General features: G+C 33.9%; 15 protein-coding genes, 1 pseudogene and 1 riboswitch. Of the genes and pseudogenes, 6 read left to right on the top strand and 10 right to left on the bottom strand.

From position 1 onward, the window contains the following. Nucleotides 1-7: 7 nt before the first annotated feature. Nucleotides 8-1,702, bottom strand: coding sequence for a dihydroxy-acid dehydratase (gene ilvD / locus JNUCC83_RS11440; protein WP_454460077.1), 1,695 nt, complete (start codon nt 1,700-1,702; stop codon nt 8-10). Nucleotides 1,703-2,146: 444 nt separating this feature from the next. Between ilvD and JNUCC83_RS11435 the strand changes: the two genes are divergently transcribed. From JNUCC83_RS11435 to JNUCC83_RS11420, 4 genes are all read left to right on the top strand, one after another. Then, entirely contained in the window at nt 2,147-2,383 is a 237-nt protein-coding gene (locus tag JNUCC83_RS11435; RefSeq protein ID WP_454460076.1) for a hypothetical protein, read from the top strand. A gap of 90 nt (nt 2,384-2,473) precedes the next feature. Continuing rightward, nucleotides 2,474-3,565 (top strand): YibE/F family protein, encoded by a 1,092-nt coding sequence (locus tag JNUCC83_RS11430; RefSeq protein ID WP_454460075.1) that lies wholly within the window; start codon nt 2,474-2,476, stop codon nt 3,563-3,565. 1 nt (nt 3,566) lies between these two features. Beyond that, nucleotides 3,567-4,313 (top strand): YibE/F family protein, encoded by a 747-nt coding sequence (locus tag JNUCC83_RS11425; RefSeq protein ID WP_454460074.1) that lies wholly within the window; start codon nt 3,567-3,569, stop codon nt 4,311-4,313. A 35-nt stretch (nt 4,314-4,348) separates the two neighbouring features. Beyond that, nucleotides 4,349-4,509: riboswitch (M-box (ykoK) riboswitch) on the top strand. A gap of 76 nt (nt 4,510-4,585) precedes the next feature. After that, nucleotides 4,586-4,726, top strand: coding sequence for a hypothetical protein (locus tag JNUCC83_RS11420; RefSeq protein WP_454460073.1), 141 nt, complete (start codon nt 4,586-4,588; stop codon nt 4,724-4,726). 246 nt (nt 4,727-4,972) lie between these two features. Here JNUCC83_RS11420 and JNUCC83_RS11415 read toward each other — a convergent pair whose 3' ends face one another. The 9 genes from JNUCC83_RS11415 to JNUCC83_RS11375 all read right to left on the bottom strand — a co-directional run bounded on the left by JNUCC83_RS11415 (nt 4,973) and on the right by JNUCC83_RS11375 (nt 17,960). Continuing rightward, nucleotides 4,973-5,233: a hypothetical protein gene (locus JNUCC83_RS11415; protein WP_454460072.1), complete on the bottom strand. Its 261-nt coding sequence runs from the start codon at nt 5,231-5,233 to the stop codon at nt 4,973-4,975. Between the two features lie 64 nt (nt 5,234-5,297). Further along, nucleotides 5,298-5,639: a hypothetical protein gene (locus JNUCC83_RS11410; RefSeq protein ID WP_454460071.1), complete on the bottom strand. Its 342-nt coding sequence runs from the start codon at nt 5,637-5,639 to the stop codon at nt 5,298-5,300. 305 nt (nt 5,640-5,944) lie between these two features. Next, nucleotides 5,945-6,508, bottom strand: a complete 564-nt coding sequence (locus JNUCC83_RS11405; RefSeq protein WP_454460070.1) for a DNA-3-methyladenine glycosylase I — start codon at nt 6,506-6,508, stop codon at nt 5,945-5,947. A 15-nt stretch (nt 6,509-6,523) separates the two neighbouring features. Beyond that, a complete protein-coding gene (locus JNUCC83_RS11400; RefSeq protein ID WP_454460069.1) occupies nt 6,524-7,246 on the bottom strand; it encodes a LytR/AlgR family response regulator transcription factor in 723 nt (240 codons plus the stop codon). Further along, nucleotides 7,247-8,419, bottom strand: a complete 1,173-nt coding sequence (locus JNUCC83_RS11395; RefSeq protein WP_454460068.1) for a GHKL domain-containing protein — start codon at nt 8,417-8,419, stop codon at nt 7,247-7,249. Nucleotides 8,420-8,660: 241 nt separating this feature from the next. Beyond that, the gene (locus tag JNUCC83_RS11390; protein WP_454460067.1) at nt 8,661-10,376 is read right to left on the bottom strand and encodes an ABC transporter ATP-binding protein; all 1,716 of its coding nucleotides are present in this window, start codon (nt 10,374-10,376) and stop codon (nt 8,661-8,663) included. Between the two features lie 77 nt (nt 10,377-10,453). Beyond that, nucleotides 10,454-13,672, bottom strand: a complete 3,219-nt coding sequence (locus JNUCC83_RS11385) for a DEAD/DEAH box helicase (protein WP_454460066.1) — start codon at nt 13,670-13,672, stop codon at nt 10,454-10,456. Nucleotides 13,673-13,683: 11 nt separating this feature from the next. Continuing rightward, a complete protein-coding gene (locus JNUCC83_RS11380; protein ID WP_454460065.1) occupies nt 13,684-16,815 on the bottom strand; it encodes an AAA family ATPase in 3,132 nt (1,043 codons plus the stop codon). An 11-nt stretch (nt 16,816-16,826) separates the two neighbouring features. Continuing rightward, entirely contained in the window at nt 16,827-17,960 is a 1,134-nt protein-coding gene (locus JNUCC83_RS11375; protein ID WP_454460064.1) for an exonuclease SbcCD subunit D, read from the bottom strand. A 485-nt stretch (nt 17,961-18,445) separates the two neighbouring features. Between JNUCC83_RS11375 and JNUCC83_RS11370 the strand changes: the two are divergent. Next, nucleotides 18,446-19,063, top strand: a pseudogene (locus JNUCC83_RS11370) (restriction endonuclease); the annotation flags it as partial. Between the two features lie 5 nt (nt 19,064-19,068). Beyond that, nucleotides 19,069-19,326, top strand: a complete 258-nt coding sequence (locus JNUCC83_RS11365; RefSeq protein WP_454461367.1) for a restriction endonuclease — start codon at nt 19,069-19,071, stop codon at nt 19,324-19,326. The last annotated feature ends 124 nt before the right edge of the window (nt 19,327-19,450 follow it).

The following is a 19,450-nucleotide window of genomic DNA, read 5'->3' as shown; positions in this document are numbered from 1 at the left end:
ACCCCCTTTATTCCCCCATCAAATTGTCAGGTATTTTCATAATCGCTCCTGTATGCGCTGATGTTACAAGTGCTGTATATCTTGCTAAGTATCCTTTTGTTACTTTGGCTTTAAATGGTTTTTTCTTAGATTTTCTCTCATCTAATTCATCGTATGATACTACTAAGTTAATCGTTCTGTTTATCAAGTCAATTTCGATGTCATCGCCATCTTTAACTAATCCAATTGGTCCACCTGCTGCTGCTTCTGGCGATATATGTCCGACAGCAATACCACGTGTTGCTCCAGAAAAACGACCGTCTGTGATTAAGGCCACATCTTTTCCTAAACCTCGTCCAACAATACTTGACGTTGGGGCTAACATCTCTGGCATTCCTGGTCCACCTTTAGGTCCTTCATAACGAATGACAACCACATGACTTTTTTGTACGGTATGGTTATCAATGGCTTCAACTGCCTCATCATGAGAATCAAAACAAATCGCTTTGCCTTTAAAAACTGAAACGGATGGATCAACTCCCCCAACTTTTATCACACAACCTTCTGGTGCGATGTTCCCATAAAGAATAGACAAACCACCAACAGGACTATACGCATTTTCTTTTGGCCGAATCACTTCTTCGTTGTTAATTAAGGCATGATTAACATTTTCACGTAATGTTTTTCCGGTCACCGTGATACGATCTGGATGAATGGCACCATCCATACTTGTTAATTCATTAATAATCGCTGGCACACCACCTGCCTCATGAACATCATGCATTGAGTAAGAAGACGATGGCGCAATTTTAGATAAATATGGCACGCGTTTTGCTATTTCATTGACGTCTGATAAGTCATATTCAATTTCCGCTTCATTAGCGATAGCTAACGTATGCAATACTGTATTGGTTGAGCCTCCCATTGCCATATCTAATGCAAATGCATCATCGATTGCTTCTTTTGTAATAATGTCTCTGGGTTTGATTTGTTTTTCCACAAGGTTCATTAAATGAACAGCCGATTGTTTTATTAACTCACGTCTCTCATCAGAGACCGCTAATGCTGTTCCGTTATATGGAACGGCCATCCCTAAAACTTCCATCAAGCAATTCATTGAATTGGCTGTAAACATCCCAGCACAAGAACCACATGTTGGACAAGCATTTTGTTCCATAAATAAAAAGTCTTCTTTACTCATACCACCATCTTTAAAGGCTCCCACTGCTTCAAACATGGATGATAAAGTTGCTGCTCGACCATTAGGATCAATCCCTGCTTTCATCGGACCTCCCGAACAAAAAATACTTGGTACATTTGTTCTAACAGCTGCCATTAACATTCCTGGAGTGATTTTGTCGCAGTTTGGAATATAAAAGACACCATCAAACCAATGGGCATTAATCACTGTCTCTGCTGCATCGGCAATAATTTCTCGACTAGGAAGTGAGTAACGCATCCCTATATGTCCCATCGCAATCCCATCATCGACACCAATTGTATTGAATTCAAATGGAATGCCTCCAGCTTCACGAATGGCTTCTTTAGCAATATCTGCTAACTCTCTTAGATGGACATGTCCAGGGACAATATCAATATACGAATTACAAATAGCAATAAATGGTTTGTTCATATCTTTTGCATTTTTCACTTGACCTGTGGCATATAATAAACTTCTAGCCGGTGCAGCGTCGACACCTTTTTTAATTTTATCACTTCTCATATTATTTCCTCCTTAGGATAAAAGAAAAAGCACTCCATTTAAGTATGACACTTAATGGAATGCTTTAAGGCAAGAATCCCATTATCTTACAACAAATAGGAACTCGACCTGTAGATGTTTTTTCACCCAACGTGTCCTAGTTCCTAACCTGTAATAAAATAATGACTAAATTATTCTTGCACTCTCTCATAATGATGTTCCCCTTTTAAATTGGAATTTGATTAAAATATTATTAAAGTAAATATAGTCTTATCTGACAATTCTGTCAACCTTTTTTTATATTTTTACATAAATAACAAAAATTAATTCATTCATCTATGCTATAATCAATTAAATATTTTAATGCCATTCAGATGTTTTTTAATAAGTGAATTTTAACACAAAAGTGATTTTAAATCTACTTTTTTTATAAAAAAAGAGGGTATAACATGGAGGTGATGATTTATGAAATTATATCAAAAATACTTGAAAACAAAGTCTTATGATGACGATTTTTTAAGATGGTTACTGATTAGAAATTTAAATTTAAAACAACAATTAGTGATTATTTTAGGACTATGGATGGCATGGGTTTATGTGGCACCTAGCCTCAAATTTTGGGTTACTTTTTTTAAAGTATTCATTGTTATATATTTTATAACTGTCATAATCAATTTTATTATAAAACAATTAAAAAACTAATAATAAAAGTAAATGGTTGTTCTTTAAATAAAAAATCAGGATAATATAACTGTCACAATATTAATTATCTTTTTACTAGGAGGCTCAATTTTGTTACAAAATAAAATTTGGAAGATTTTTTCTATTATCATTTTGACGGTAAATATTTTTTGGATTTACCGTACACTTCAATATGACACTTACAAAGAGCCACTGGGTAAAGTAACTGCTAGCAAAATTTTAGAAACAAATGATGCAGTAGATGAACATCAAAACAAGGATCGGTTAACGACTCAGCAAATCACACTCACTGTGTTGTCTACTAAATTTAGAGGGCAAACAATTAATCTATCAAATACATTTAGTCAATCAAAAATTAAAGATCAAGAATATAAAACGGGGGATTTGGTTTTTCTTTCTATCAAAGATAATCAACTCTCACAAGCAACAATTACTGATACAAAAAGAGATACCGGTTTAGCTATTCTGATGTTATTCTTTGTTATTTTTCTCATTCTTATTGGAAGAAAAAGTGGTGTAGCTTCCATTCTGGGCTTAGTTATAAATACAGGGCTATTTTATTTGTTATTACTAATTTACGAACATATCAGTAGCCAATCTTTGGTCTGGTTGACCTTATTGTTTTTCCCTGTCATTGTTTGTTGCACATTAATTATTTCAAATGGTTGGCATAAAAAGACAAAAATTTCAATTCTTACAACCATATTTAGTACCTTCGTGACGTTTATTATTGGGGCTGTTATTATTTCAATGCTCAGACATAAGGGGTTGCGATATGAAGAAATGGAGTTAATTACCCGTCCACAGCATGTTCTGTTTCTCTCAAGCTTGTTGATTGGGACAATGGGTGCTTCGATGGACATTTCCATTACACTTAACACGGCGATGAATGAAATTTCTGAGAGACACCATAACCTCTCTCAAAAAGAGCTTTACAATTCAGGGATACAAGTTGGCTCTGAGGTAATTGGACCAATGATAAACATTATGTTCTTTTCTTATTTGAGTGGTTCAATCCCTTTAATTCTCATATTTTTAAGAAACGAGATGTCATTTAACTACACTTTCCCCATTTCTTTATCGTTAGAGATGACACGTGCCCTAGTTGGTAGTATCGGTATTGTGCTAACTATCCCTATTACAAGTTACATTGCTAGTGTGCTTATGACAAGGAGGTCTTAAAATGAGTGTTAATGCTATGTTATTTGTCATATTACTTGGCTTACTGTGGTACTTTCAGCGAGGAAAAGGCATACTGACGTTAGTAACATTACTAATCAATCTTGCAATGTTATTCGTTATGATTTTAGGCATTAATTTAGGTTTTTCGCCCATTTTTTTAACCGTCCTCACGTCTATTTTAATTAGTGCCAATAATTTATTTAATATAAATGGCTACAACCTTTCTACAAAGACAGCCTTTCTGAGCAGTACTTCCATCATTTTACTGATGTTATTGCCACTTTGGTTGGCTACTTCCTTTTTACATCTTCAAGGTATTCCTCTTGAAGGGTTAATGGAGATGGATATGTACTCACTACACATTGGAATTTCCTTTATTGATTTAAGTGTAGCAGTCCTACTAATGACAGTTGTTGGAGCAATCAATGATATTGCGATTTCTATTACATCTTCCATGATGGAAATTAAAGAACAATTGCCTCATTTATCACTTGAGGAATGGAAAAAATCTGGGTTAACTGTCGGAAAAGATGTGTTAGGTCCCACCATTAATACATTAGTTTTCGCTGCAATTGGTAGCCAATTTGCTATCTTAATTTGGGTATTCGATTTAAAATATAGTCTTACCCAACTTGTTAACAGCAAACTCATTGTGACAGAATGGGTAGCAATTATTTTTAGTGGGATTAGTATTGCTCTGACCATCCCTGTAACGATTTTTTTAATCACGAAACACCTTAAAGTTTGACAAAACTATATTTCCTGTTAAAATAAGACACGATAAATGAATTTTGTTAGGTGAGGCTCCTATGCAAACACAGGCTATTGCCCAAAAACGTCGAGAGACACCAATGGGTAGAACAGGAATTGTCGTTAAGGCTTTTCATAAGATAGCTAAGAATTTTCTTTACGTTGTATAGTGCTAAAGCTCAACATATTACTTAAAATATGTTTGTTCTTTCAAGTCCTAGCCTCTTTATTTGGTTAGGACTATTTTTATTTTTTAGGAGGTGGATGATTATGATAATAGTTATTGCCATTGCAATTATGGTTGCTTATGTTATTGGATACAATGCAACAGAAATCGCTACAGACATGCCAGTATTATCTGAAGATTTTGACCCTCATCCCATTCTAGGTGGATATTGTCAAATTCATTAAGCCTTCCTAACGATTGTTTATCATTCCCCCTTGCTTAAAATTAGTGAGGGGGATTTCAATAAAAAGTTATTTCTTAAACAAATCTTTATAATTATTACACGATTTGTTAACAGAAAATTCACAAATTCTGGATATTATATAAATGTACCAACAAAACAACCCTAACAAACTTTTTCATTTTATTTACTCCTCCAAAGTAAATAAAAACAACTCCTTCCTTGAATGGTTAATCCATTCAAGGTTTTTTTATATCCTTTTTTCATCTTTCTCTCGTTGCTTTCCCTTTTTAATCCGAAAATAAGCATCAAAAATAAATAAAAAAAATAATAATATAGCTAATATAAAAGCAATTAAGCTAGAATATAGCTCTATCGTGCCCTTACCAAACAACATGCCAATAAATAAAAAGGGAAATAACCCCACATCAATTTTAAATAAGATACCGTAAATTTTTGTCAATCGACTGGTATTTTCACGGTACAATTCATCTATTTCTTTATGTTGCATACTTTGACTTCCTTTCGTTTTATATCATAAGAAAAAGCCTCTTACTTACTAAAGGCTTAAAAAATCAATTAGGTCTCTTTTTCACGAAATAAAAAATTTTTAATGCAATTTCTGGCAAAATCACACTAACTGATAAAACAACCATTAAGAATGTTGTTGACGAAAACATCTCTTTATTTAATAATATTTTCCCAATAAGCCATTGACCAAAAAATAATACGACGGACAATATCGCATAAATGACATAATAAGAAAGATTACGTATATCATTTATCCCATCTAGGTCTTTTGGTAATAAAGTAGTTATATTTAAAGGTTCTGTTTGACTTGTATTCAATCGGTTAAATTCACTGGTTTTGATGTTTGACTGCTGAGCAAATCTTTTTTGCTGCTCTTTATTATTCAATCAGCTCATCTCCTCTTATTTAACCTCTTTTTTTGGTCAATATAAAACATAATGGATACACACAATAAAACGAACATAAGAATCATCATGACAACAATTAATTCAACATTACCCACAGTGAGTAAGAATAACCCTATAAATAACAGCGATATAAAAATAAAATCAGGTAAGTCAATAATTTTTTTCATGTCCATCATCTCCTGCTTCCCACAAATAATTGTCTTTTTATCTTGAGTCAATGATATCAGAAAAAATACCCTTTATTTATAAAAATTCCCTAAACGACACTTATCGTTGCGTAAACGTTAATGAGTGCTCCCTGTTCGTCTAAAACAATCAACCACATGATCGTCAATAAGACCTACTGACTGCATGAAAGCATAAACGGTTGTCGTACCTAAAAACTTAAATCCTCTTAACTTCAAGTCTTTACTGATTTTATCGGATAGTTCACTAGACGAAGGAACTGATTCGATTGTTTCCCAATGGGTTTTAATAGGCTTAAAATCAACAAATAACCAAATATAATCACTAAAACTTCCAAATTCATTTTGTATTGCTTTGAAAGATTGCGCGTTACTAATTGTTGCTTGGATTTTTAGTCGATGACGAATCACACCCTCGTCCTTCATTAAAGACTCCACTTTATCTGTCGAATATTGACTAATTTTATCCACGTCAAATCCATCATACGCTTTTCTTAACGTATCCCTTTTTTTTAGTATCGTTGACCAACTTAGTCCTGCCTGCATACTCTCTAAAATGAGTGATTCAAATAATACCTCATCATTATAAGTTGGTGTGCCCCATTCCTTATCATGGTATTGTCTTTCTAAATCATTGCTATTTGCCCATTCACACCGTTTCATCCTAAACATCTCCTATCATTTCAATAGTTTGACTTTTCTAGCTGACACCATGCATTTCTCACCATTGTTCATCGTTAACTCACGATTTTTTTGATCGATTGTCATGATATTTCGTTTATTCACCACATAAGACTTATGAATACGTACAAAATCCTCTGTCAACTGTTCTATCTCATTAAGACTACCATACATTTCTATCCAACTATTCTCTAAATGTAGTTTCAGTTTATGTGACATACCAGTCGTTTCAAAAAACATCACATCGTTTAAATCAAATACTCTAATTTGATTGTTGATTTTTAGCTTTATTCTATCAACTTCTTTTGTCGTCACTGATGTATGATACTCATTCACTCGTTTCAAACATTCTTGAACTTTTTTCTGAATAGACTCTGGTTCATCCTTTGTAATAAAATCCATCGCTTCTACTTTATATGTAAATGTAAGTGTCATTAATTCACTATGTGTTGTGATAAACACTATTCGACTATATATATCTTTCTTTCGAACAGCCGCTCCTAATTCAACGCCATTCATCTCTTGACTTAAATCAATATCTAGAAAATACAAGCCTCTAACATCCTGATGCCTATTTAAATAATCCAATAATTCAGTTGGATTATCTGTTGAGAGAACGATTGTCATGTCATAGTCTTCAATCATCAGATGTTTTTTGATGATATTTTCTAAACGATGTCGTTGTATTTCGTCATCTTCGCAAATAAATATGGGGACCATCTACTCACCACCTGATTTTATCATTATTTTTTGGATAAAGAACTTGTCTGTCATAACTGTTTCTAACATAAGGTATTTTTGTCGTTTACTCAATTCTCTTAAGTTGGATAAACCAAGTCCTCTATCATCACCCTTCGTTGAAAATCCTTCGATTTCTAATTGATGCAGAGCTGGTGTGTTATTCCTAATTGAATTTTTGATGACAAACAAATAATCATCACCCACTGCAAACAGGCCAACTTCTATTTTCCCATCTGGTATATGAACCACTTCTTCTATACTATTATCAAATAAAATCCCGATCATCCGTATTAATACCACAAAATCCACTGGCAAATTATCTGGTATCACATCTGGTACTTCCATTTGTACAAATACATCTTGGTCTTTTGCAAGCAACATTTTGATTGCAAGGATACTTTTTAATTCATCAGATTTTATATTTGAAAGCTCTTTAAAATTAAAAGAATTTTTATCTAATAGCTCTTGTGTTGGTCTTATCACATCTTTATAGTACAGGGCTAGCTTTTCCATATCATTTGATTGGATAAAATAATCTAGAGAAGACAAAATATTGACATAGTCATGTTTAAATTTTTTGATTTCATTGTACTGTTTTGCTATCTGCTTCGCGTATTCATTCATATATTTAACTTCTAATTTTTGTTTTTCCACTTCTATTTTAAGTTCTTGACTGCTTGAAATAGATTGAGTCGAATTATAAATTAATACAGCGAACGCAATAATGATAATAATGCTTACCAAAACTGGGACGTCTGTTCCAAAATAATATTTATATATTTCATATGATTCATAACCTGCATAGGCTGCTAACAAACTGACAGCTATTACTTTTTCTTTTTTTCGAGATTGAATAAAAGGGACAATCTTATCTCTCACTGATACACTTACCACATAAATCAAGAAATACAAAAATATTTCTGAAACTAACAATCCTAAATCAATGTTCCAATCGAAATTTAAAAATAATCGAACTATCTTCGCGGTTATATACGATAACCCGATTGGAATTAAAAATGATGACAAAACAATAATGGCGGACAAAAATACTTGATTATCTTTTTGTGATTTGACAGTCAATAAATATAATAAGAAAAATAAAAGTAACCGATCAAAGAATTGATACGTCATGACTACTGTTCCTATCGCCATGATCATACCTATTATGACCAATAAAAGTGGAATCGTTTTTTTGTTTTTTAAAATAGATTTATTAATCACTAAGTAAGAAAAAGATATATTTAATAGTACTGATAGTTGAAGAAGAAAAAACATTATTATCACCTCGCTTTTTTTTCGTTCATTTAATAATCACTTATTATTTTATCATATACTATCAAGTAAAAGAATCAAACAAAAAAAACCAAGAGCATTATCACTCTTGGTAAATTTTTTAACTTCTAAATTGGGCATCATATAACTTTTTATATGCCCCTTGTTTTTCCATTAACTCATCATGTGTGCCACTTTCTACAATTCCTGTCGTATCAACGACAACAATGCGAGTGGCATCTTTTATCGTCGCTAAACGGTGCGCAATAATTAATGTGGTTCTTCCTTTTGCAAGTGAACCTAGTGATTCTTGAATCACTTGCTCTGTTTCTGTATCAAGCGCAGAGGTTGCTTCATCTAAAATTAAAATAGGTGGATTCTTTAAAAACATACGAGCAATTGCCACACGTTGTTTCTGTCCACCAGATAATCTCACACCACGCTCGCCAATCACTGTGTCTAGTCCATCTGGTAAGCTATCAATCACTTGTGCTAAATGAGCTAATTTCACCGCTTCTAACACGTCTTCATCTGTCGCATCCAGTCGTCCATATAAAATATTTTCCTTAATCGTTCCTGGAAATAAAAAGACGTCTTGTTGGACTAATCCGATTTGTTCACGCAATGACTTTAGAGTAACGTCCCGAATAGATTGTCCATCAATCAAAATATTTCCCTCACTAATTTCATAAAAGCGTGGTAACAAATGACAAAGGGTGGTCTTGCCTGCTCCACTTGGACCAACAAAGGCCACTGTTTCACCTGGTTTTATCGTTAATGATAGGTTATCAAACACTTGTGTCCCATCACTGTAACTAAATGACACATTGTTGTACTCAATATTCCCCGTAACATCTGTTAATTCAAAAGCTGTATCACTATCTTGAATAGATGGCTCTTTATCGATTTCTTCGACAAAGCGTTTAAATCCGGCAAACCCTTTTGGATAACTTTCTATCATAGTGTTGATTTTTTCGATTGGTCGAGCAAACACATTAGATAACAAGATAAATCCAACAAAATTTCCATTGGTAATATCTCCTCTTATCGTGTAGTAAGACCCAAATAACAAAGCAAATAGGTTAATCAATCGAATCATCAAATAATTGTAAGAAGAACTCACTGCCATCGTTTTATAAAAAGCTAACTTTGATTTGCGATACAATTCATTTAATCCAGCAAAACGAGGCACTTCATATTCTTCATTCGCAAAAGCTTGTGTCACTCGAATCCCACTCACACTGGCTTCAATCCCTGCGTTAAACTCACCTAGATTTTCATAAATCGTCGTATTAACTTTTGTCATTTTTTTATTGAAAAAAACTAATGCTATTGTAATAAACGGCACCATCACAGCTGTTGCAAACGCTAATTGTGCATGGATTTGATACATTAATAAAAACGACCCAACAAGCGTCATAATGGTGATGAAAATATCTTCTGGTCCGTGATGTGCTAATTCTGAAATTTCAAATAAATCACTCGTTAAACGTGTCATTAATTTCCCTGTTTTTTGGTTATCATAATAATCATACGGTTGTTTTTGCAAATGCGTAAACAACTCATTACGCATATCTGTTTCAATATTAACCCCTAATTTATGACCAAAATAAACCACAACATACTGTAATGCCGTATTAATTACATAAAATCCAAATAATGCCGCACTCACTAATAAAATCAACCGGATATTTTTCAGTGGCATAATTTTGTCAATCACTTGATTAACAATCACTGGAAATGATAATTCAAGTAATGCTGCGATAATTGCACACGTAAAATCGATAATAAACAATGTTTTATATGGTCGATAATACGAAAAAAAACGTTTTACCATTTGACTCCTCCTAAATAAATACTGTAAAAATAACTATATCACACAAAAAGAAAAACATGAAAGAGTTGCCTTTCATGCTAATCTTCGTCACCAACAGCTAAAATATGTCTAATATCGTCCATTGTCATAGAAGATAATTCTGGAGCATCTTCTGAGTGAAGAACTTTTTGGAATAAAGCTTTTTTCTCTAATTGAAGTTGGTTCATTCGTTCTTCAATTGTCCCCTCAGCTAATAAACGCCACACTTCTACTTTTCTAGTTTGACCAATACGATGCGCTCGACCTGTCGCTTGTTCTTCCACTGCAGGATTCCACCATAAATCATATAAAATGACCGTATCTGCTCCCGTAAGGTTTAATCCTGTACCCCCTGCCTTTAGAGAAATCAAGAACACATCTTTTTCTCCACGGTTAAATCTCTCGACTAACTCTTGACGTTGTTTGACTGGCGTACTTCCTCGCAAGTAAAACGTACCAACATCTCTTTTAGCTAGCTCTTCTTCCAATATACTCAACATGCCAGTAAATTGAGAAAACAGCAACACGCGTCTTCCATTGCTCTTAGCCTGCTCAATTAAATCAAGAGCTTGGTCTAACTTCCCAGAGCCACCTTGGTAATCATCAATGAATAATCCTGGATGACAACAAATTTGGCGCAAACGAGTAATGCCTGCTAAAATCGACATACGTTGTTTGTTAAAATCTTTTTCGTTTAACTGTGACATTGATTCTTGAATTTGTTTTAAATATGCCACATAAACCGTTTTTTGTTCGTCTGTTAACTGTGAGTATCTGTCTGTTTCCACTTTATCTGGTAAATCTTGCAAGACTTCTTTTTTCACCCGACGTAATACAAAAGGTTTAATCATTGTGGCAATTTCAGTGGTTTCTAACTGTTTAAAACTTCTCATAGGTGGGAAAAATCCCGGCATTAATAATTTAAATAATGACCATAATTCCTCTAAACGATTTTCAATCGGTGTACCACTCAACGCAAACACACGATCTGATTTTAATTCAGCAATTGATTTAAAAGTTTTCGTTGCCGAGTTTTTTACCATCTGAGCTTCATCTAAAATCACACTATGACAATCAATTTTTCTAAACTCTGTGCTATCTTGACGTAAAGTTGAGTATGAAATAATTGCTACATCTACGTCATCTAGTGAGCCAATTTGAGCATTTCGCTCTTCTTTACTACCAATTATCAGTCTGGTTTTTAAACTAGGTGCGAATTTTTCTAACTCAAGCTGCCAATTGTATAATAAACTGGCTGGTGCCACAATCACACTGGGTTTAGTTAATTCACCCTCTTCTTTTTCAGATAATAAATATGCAATAGTTTGAATGGTTTTCCCTAACCCCATATCATCTGCTAAAATCCCACCAAAATGGTACTTACTTAACGTTTTAAACCACTTAAACCCTGTAATTTGGTAATCTCTTAATGTTGCATTAAGTTGGTTTGGCAAAGCTTGTTCCACCGTTTCTGGGTGTGTCAGCTCATCAACCATCGTTTCAAAGTAATCACTCGTCTCCACATCGGATAGTTGGGTCATCGCCTCACTTAGCACCAAACTACGATAAGTTGGCACTTCTAAACGATTACCATCTAATCGGATATCCTCACGCAATAAGCGAAGCATTTGGTTGGTTTCTTTATAAGCATCATCATCAAGCATCAATACCTGTCCATTACGCAATTGATGATATTCTTTATGTTGCATCAAACTACTTAACACATCATTCACTTCTGTTTCGTCAACAGACGATATATCAAATTGAATATCAAACCAAGACCCATTTTCAATGATGCGCGCTCTAGGTTGGTGGTCTTCAGCAGATAAATACAAAGCTTTTATCTCATCTGACAAATGAACTTGTGTGTATTTTTCAAGAGTAGGGATTTCTCTTGTAAAAAAGTAAAAACGGTCTAAATCATTTGGAAATGTCTTACTATATTTTTGTGCATATGTGCCATAACCATAATGACGAAGTAAGGTAATCAAGCGCTCTTCTTGGACTTTATCTCGTAACACAGCCCCCTCTTCACCTATTGACGTATTGTACTTTGGGTCATTAGAAAAAATATAATCTCCATAACAAAATTCTACTCGAACAACTAAATTATCTTCTTCTTTATCAAAATACAATTTAATATCTAGTGAATAACGCAATACCTCATCATCCAGTGACTCGGGTAACTCAAAATCACATAATAATGCCAGTTGAGGTAACACATAAGAAAATAGTGAACTAACTTGGTCTTTTGTATAATAGATTGTTGGCTTATCAAGACGTTTCAACATTTGTGTAAGCACTTGATAACTTGCTACCTGTTCTTCTGTTAGTTCGTAAAAACCATCCATTCCAACTAGCCATTGATATTCTTCTAAAAACACAATAAAGGGATCAATAATCGTCAACTCGTAATCAGATAATCCTACAGGAGAAAGCGTCACTGTTAATGGAATTTTCCCTTGATGAATCACAGAACGCTTTATTTGTGTATCGAATCCTTTAATCATAAATGATTTATCCTGTTTAAAATGATCGAATAATTGTCTCGCCATTTGTTTGCTCAAAATCAAATATCGTCTATCAATAATTGATTTTGCTTGTGAATGACTATTAATCACTAACGACTGCTGATACAACATTTCTAGCATATCATTAATAAGTGCATTGTCTTCTGAATTAAAGGCGCTAGCTCCTACTTTCCAATTAATCGTGCTGATGCGTATTTCTTTATCCTGTCTATAAGCTTCTAAAAATTCGGCAATATTTTTAACAATATATGTCTTTTTAGGTGTATCACGACGCCCAATTCTCAAATGTAACCCTAAAACTGATTGTTCCTCATGGTATTCTGACGTTGGGACGATATCCACACCATAGGTTAAAAATAAATCATCAGTTTGACGAATAAGCTTTCTAAGTTCTGTATCTTGTAGTCGCTCAAATCCCTTGGTAAATACAACGGCTGGTGACATAACTTTCGGTGTTTCTACCTCTTTTAATTCCGTTCGTGGAATAAATCGTGAGACACCTTTATCACGCATCGCAATTTCAACTGCTACTGTGTGCTTGCAATAGCCATGTTGTTCCCAATACATACACTGGCAGACATCATCTTCTTTAGCTGTGCCATCTAATTCAACATAAAGCATCTCACTTCCGATGACTTCAGCGTACCATACACGTCTTTCTAGATTTTTAGACCAAGAGACAACACGGCCCTCTTTGGCACACTCTCGTCCTTCTTCTATAACTTTTTCCGGTATGGACCACTTCATTTTACCACTCCTTATGTGAATTCTAGCTGTGGTGTCGCATGACTTCGATTGTCTTTAGACACTGATATTTTTAATTGTTGTGGAATACGTTCTTTGAGTTCGTTAACATGAGAAATAATCCCTATCAAACGATTACTCTCTCCCATTGTTTCAAGCGCTCGAATCGCTGTTTCAAGTGCTTCTTCATCTAATGAACCAAACCCTTCATCAATAAACATAGCATCAATCTTTACACCACCTGATTCACTTTGAATGACCTCAGCTAGTGCCAATGCTAATGTAAGAGACGCAATAAAACTCTCTCCACCTGATAATGTATTTACTCCTCTAAGTTGCCCCACATTATCATCAAAGATATCTATTTCAAGCCCTGTTTTTTTCTTTGAAGACTGTGTCTCGTCTCTTAAAGCAAACGTATACCGACCTCGTGTTAAACGTTTGAGTGTTTGATTTGCTACTGTTAGGATTTTACGTAAATAACTTTGTAACACATATCGCTCAATACTCAATTTATTATCACTATCTCCATTTAAAACATCTGAGAGCACACTTAATTCGTACAAGCGAGTCATCTCGTCTTTGATGCTTGCCATTAACTGAGTAATGGTTTGAATGATACGATTATTTTGTTCCAATTTAATTTCTTGCTCACGTTTATTATCCACGAGTGTTTCATATTCTTCTAAAATCGTTTGATAACGCTCTTCAATAACAGATACATCTGGTTTTTCTATTTGATGGGTTTTCTTTTCTAACGTTGACAGGGTATCTTTTAATGCATACACTTCTTTTTCAAACTGAGTGACTTGTTCGTCGTAGGACGTTTTATTTTCCTTATCTTGTAACACTGTTTGTAGTTTTTCTTCACTCCATTGGTACATAGATAAATACTCTGCCTTTTTATCTTCTAATGTTGCCAATGTATTTTTTTCGACTAGTCTATTTTTTTCTAGCTCTTCTATCCTAGTTTCCAATCTCGTTTTTTCTTTGGTAGTTTCTGACACTTTTTCAAGGCATTCTTTCTGATCTTTTTGCCAATGTTCAAGCTTATGCGTTAAGCTTTGTTGTTCTTTTTTTACCTCTTCTAAAGTTGAAAATTCTTCACCCAAACGTTTCTCTAACTCTTTTTGACTATGTTGGGCTAATCGCTTATCTTCTTGAGTTTGTTGGATATCTTGCTTAATCATTTCTAATGAGTGTTCTGCTTTAGCCAATTGCTCTCTTGCTTGTTCTAAGTCTCTTTTTTGTTGCTCTAGATGATTCAGCTGTGTTTTTTGTTGCTCCAATTGCTCTTTTAATTCATTCACTTCGCGTGTGACAATCCTTAACCACTCAGATGGCAAATACTCTGATAACTCAGCAGAAATTACGTATGATAACTCTTCTCTTGTTGATTGGATAAGCATTTGTTTGTCACACAATGACTCATAGTTAGCTTGTAACTTGCTATATGTTTTAACCATATCTTCTTGCTGATTTGTGAGTGATTCTAACGACTGCTCAAGTTGTTCAAATTCTTCCTTTGATAGCTCTGTAGCATGAGCTGGTGTTGGGTGTTCCACTGACCCACATACTGGACACGGCGACCCATCGATTAACTCTAAACTCAAACGGGCGATTTGACCTCTTGCCCATTGATCTTTCACTTTAGATAATTCACTTTGCAATGACTTATCTTCTTGTTCAAGCAACTCTTTTCTTTGATGAAGTTCCTTTAGTTCTTTATCTAAAGATAGACTCATAGCTTCATTTTTTTCATAGCTATTAACTTTGAATAATAACGCTTCTTTTTGCACTATTGTATCAGTTAGTTCAGCTTGTTGCTTATAAATTGTCGGAATCAGATTAATCTCTTCTTGCATTTTTTCTGTCCGTTGTTTATCAGCAAGATAGTTTTTGTCCAGTGTGGCTTTATCTGTTAATTGTTTTTTTTCTATTGTGGTTAATTGAGATAATTTCTCCATTAAAACTGACTTTTCCTCAAACAATGGTAACAAGTCCTCTAAATGAATCAACTGTTTGTCATATTCTTTCATCTCACGACTCTGCGACTCTAGTTTTTCTTTTTTTTCTACCAGTTGACTGAGCTGTTCTTCTGTTTCTTTTAGAGAGGATTGTGTCGCAAGCGTATCTTCTTCTAAACGTGTTATTTTTTGGTTGATTAACAACCTGTCATTTAATATTTTTTCCAATGGCTCTAGTTGCGTAAACTCATGCAATGACTGTTTTAATTGATTGATTGCCTCTTTATCAAGTAATCTTTTTTCTAACAATTGGGACGTCGTTTCTTTTTCTACAAACAGATTTAATAACGTCTTTGCAGAATCTAACTCCGTTGCTAATTGTGTTTTTTGTTTAGTCATCTCTGTGATAGCTTGATTTAGATGGGTAATATTCTGTTCTTTCTGTTCTTTCTGTTCACCATACAACGCAAGTTTTTCATCAACTGTTAGATCGTTTTTTAAATTCTCTAAACACTCCTCATCCCAACTAACTTGCTCAAATAAGGTTGATAGTTTTTGTTGCTCTTTTTTTAATTCATTGGATTGAACTTTTTTCTTTTCTTTTAATTGTTTAGCAATCTCTTGATACATCGAGGTATCAAACAATTGCCGTAAGACAGTTTCTTTGTTATCACTATCCGACTGTAAAAATCGTTGAAAATCACCTTGAGGTAACATGACTATTTGAGCAAATTGTTTTGCACTAAGTTGTAATAAATTTTGGATGTAGGTATTCACATCCATCTGTTTGGTATACTGTGCTTCTTCTTTTCCTTCTTCATTAAAGATAGTCAATACTGACTTAGCTTTCTCAAGTTTTTCTCCGTCGCCTCGTAATCTACGACGTAATTGTTCAGGCTCTCGCACAATGTGATACGTCTTTTTATCTTGCTCAAAAACAAAAGTCACTCGTGTCACATCATCAATCGTAGCAAAATTTGACCGCATTTCTTTGGCTTCACGAGAATCACCTGACGTGTTACCATACAAAGCATAGCTCATCGCATCAAATAACGTTGTTTTTCCTGAGCCTGTTTTTCCTGATATTAAAAACAATGATTGCGCGTAAAAAGAAGAAAAATCAATCGTTTCATGGTCATATGGGCCAAAATGTTCTAACGTTAGTGTTAAAGGCTTCATTATTTTTCCTCCTACTTCTCTTTTGTCACATTTATCATTGCTTCTTCAAGCCAATCGCTTTGTCTTGGAGTCAATCTTTCCTCTGTCACGTCTTCAAAGTAATTAGCAATGAGCTCTTTTGGCGATACTTTTTTTATTTCAACGTCTTCATATCGCTCATCTGACAACGTCTTTTGTTCACTGACACGCTCTAAACTAATCAACCTTGGATAAATTTGTCTCAACTCAGATAGTGCATTGGTAACACTCAATTTATCAGTTAATTCAATGGCTATATAATTTTCTCGGTTAATCGTTTGATAATAATCATAGTCCGTTAACTGTGAAAATTCTCCCCTTAATAAGACAACATCACGCAACGGGCAGATAGGATAAAAATCACTTGTCACAGTGTCTTTATCTATGGTTACTATACGGACGCCTTTTTCTTGATGTCGCTCAGACAACGAATATTTAAGTAAGGCACCACTATATTTCACATTGGCTTGATGAGTCAATGCATCCTTGTAATGTAGATGTCCTAAAGCCACATAGTCAAATGCATCAAATAAATCCGCTGAAACACTCGACAAACCACCTACTTCTAATGGTGTTTCCGACTCACCTTTTGAGGCACCTGTCACAAAAAAATGACTAACCAACACATGATGTTTGTCCGGTAATAATAGTGGCGTTATTTCTTGCATGATTTTTTCTAAAGCTAGCGGAATGGTCACTAAAGAGTCATCGTCAAAATACAATCTTGCATGGATAGGCTCAATATATGGTAATAAGAAGAACTGTGTATCACCGATGACAACAGGTGAAAAAACTTGTTCTAGTTGTGTGTATAAATAAAATTGCTCTTTTTCTAACCAAGGAGATCCAGTTGATAGCCTAGTCGCACTATCATGATTTCCTGACACGGCTAAAACTGGAAATTTATTTTCCAAATTCATCTCTATCATCATGTTGTTTAATAACTCTACTGCCTCAACAGAGGGCATCGAGCGATCGTATAAATCACCTGCGACAACAATAGCATCGACATCTTGCTCTATAGCAATGTTGAGCATTTTTTCAAACACATCGCGTTGTTCTTCCAGTAAACTAAATCCATTTAATTTACGTCCTATATGCCAATCAGCTGTATGTAAAAATTTCATCGTATTCCTCCAAAAAGGTCTTCTCTCCATTATAACAAACTTTAAAGAGATTGTTTAATGGATTCTTAATTCTCTTACCTCTTATAAATAAACTAGCCTTCGTAAAATAATATTTTCATATTTTCTACAGACTTTTTTAAGCTATATTTAAGAAGAACACGTTAAACTATGTTTATAGTTAAGCAACACAATTTAATACTTTGTGGGTGAACGAGGTGTTTTGACTCATTGAGATTTAACAGACAGTTCATTCTCTATCCATTGAGGTGTAGGTTCGAATCCTACCATCCACGTTTATTTCTTTTCCCCCAAAAAAGAAATAAAAAAAGCTAACTAATTTTTTCATTTTTAATCCTTCCTTCTCTCATCATTTCTTGTGATGAGAGTTTTTTTATACCTAGATTAGTCTTATTTAGTTATTTTTGGTAATATATTTATATATAGTTTTATGAACGAAACGATCAAATATATAGAAGGGAGTCAAAATGAGCAGATTAACTAAAATAATGTTTGTTTTTCTCTACTCTTTATTTGGTGTATTAACCATAGTCAGTCTCCTTAACAAAGAAGCCAAATATGTATTCATGCTGATTTTACCGATAGCGGCTCTGACGTTTGTATTGTATAGCTTTCGTAATCTAATACAGTACAAGCAATCACTTGATACTATAAAAAAAGAACTTAAATCTATCAAAAGAAAAGAAAAAAAGATTAAAAAGAAGATAAGTGTTAAAAAGAAAAGCTATCAAACATTAACTAATGATATAAATCTACAAAAGAAAGAACAAAGAAAATTGGAAATTCGACTTAAAAAATTACAACAACAGCTGGATAAGATACAACCAGAAAAAGATAAAAACAATCAACTGCATGTCATCGAATCAAAAATAATCACTAAGAAAAAAGAATTAGAATATACCAAAAAACAACTTAATACCTATAAACATTCATTGAATAAAATACACTATTTGCTCGTTCAAGATGAATTACGTAAAGTCGACAAAATGACTGGCAGACAATTTGAGCTATATCTTTCAAAAATATTAATACTAAATGGTTATCAAACCAAGGTCACAAAAACAAGTGGTGATCAAGGAGTTGATATCACATTGCTAAGAAAAATAATCATAGCTATGCCATCCAAGTTAAACGTTATAAATACCCTGTTAGTAATCATGCTGTTCAAGGAGTTTTTTCAGGTAAACAGTATTATGGTTTACAACATGCTGTTGTTGCTACGAATAATACGTTTACTAAGAGTGCAAAAGAGTTAGCCGAAAAAACTCACGTGGCGTTAATGGATAGACAACAAATAGAACAACTTATTGAAAATGCCATAAATATAAATCCTAATATGTCTTTATAATTAGTCAAACAAAATTATTCTCAAACTGATTGAGCAAATAAAAAGAGGCTGACCCAAAAGTCTCTAGAATAAACTAAAAGGAAGAAAATCTTTTTTCGATTTTCTTCCTTTTTTGACGTAAAAA

Source organism: Vagococcus sp. JNUCC 83 (assembly GCF_053667615.1).
Note: the sequence above shows the minus strand (reverse complement) of the source record. Positions and strands in the feature narration are given on the sequence as shown.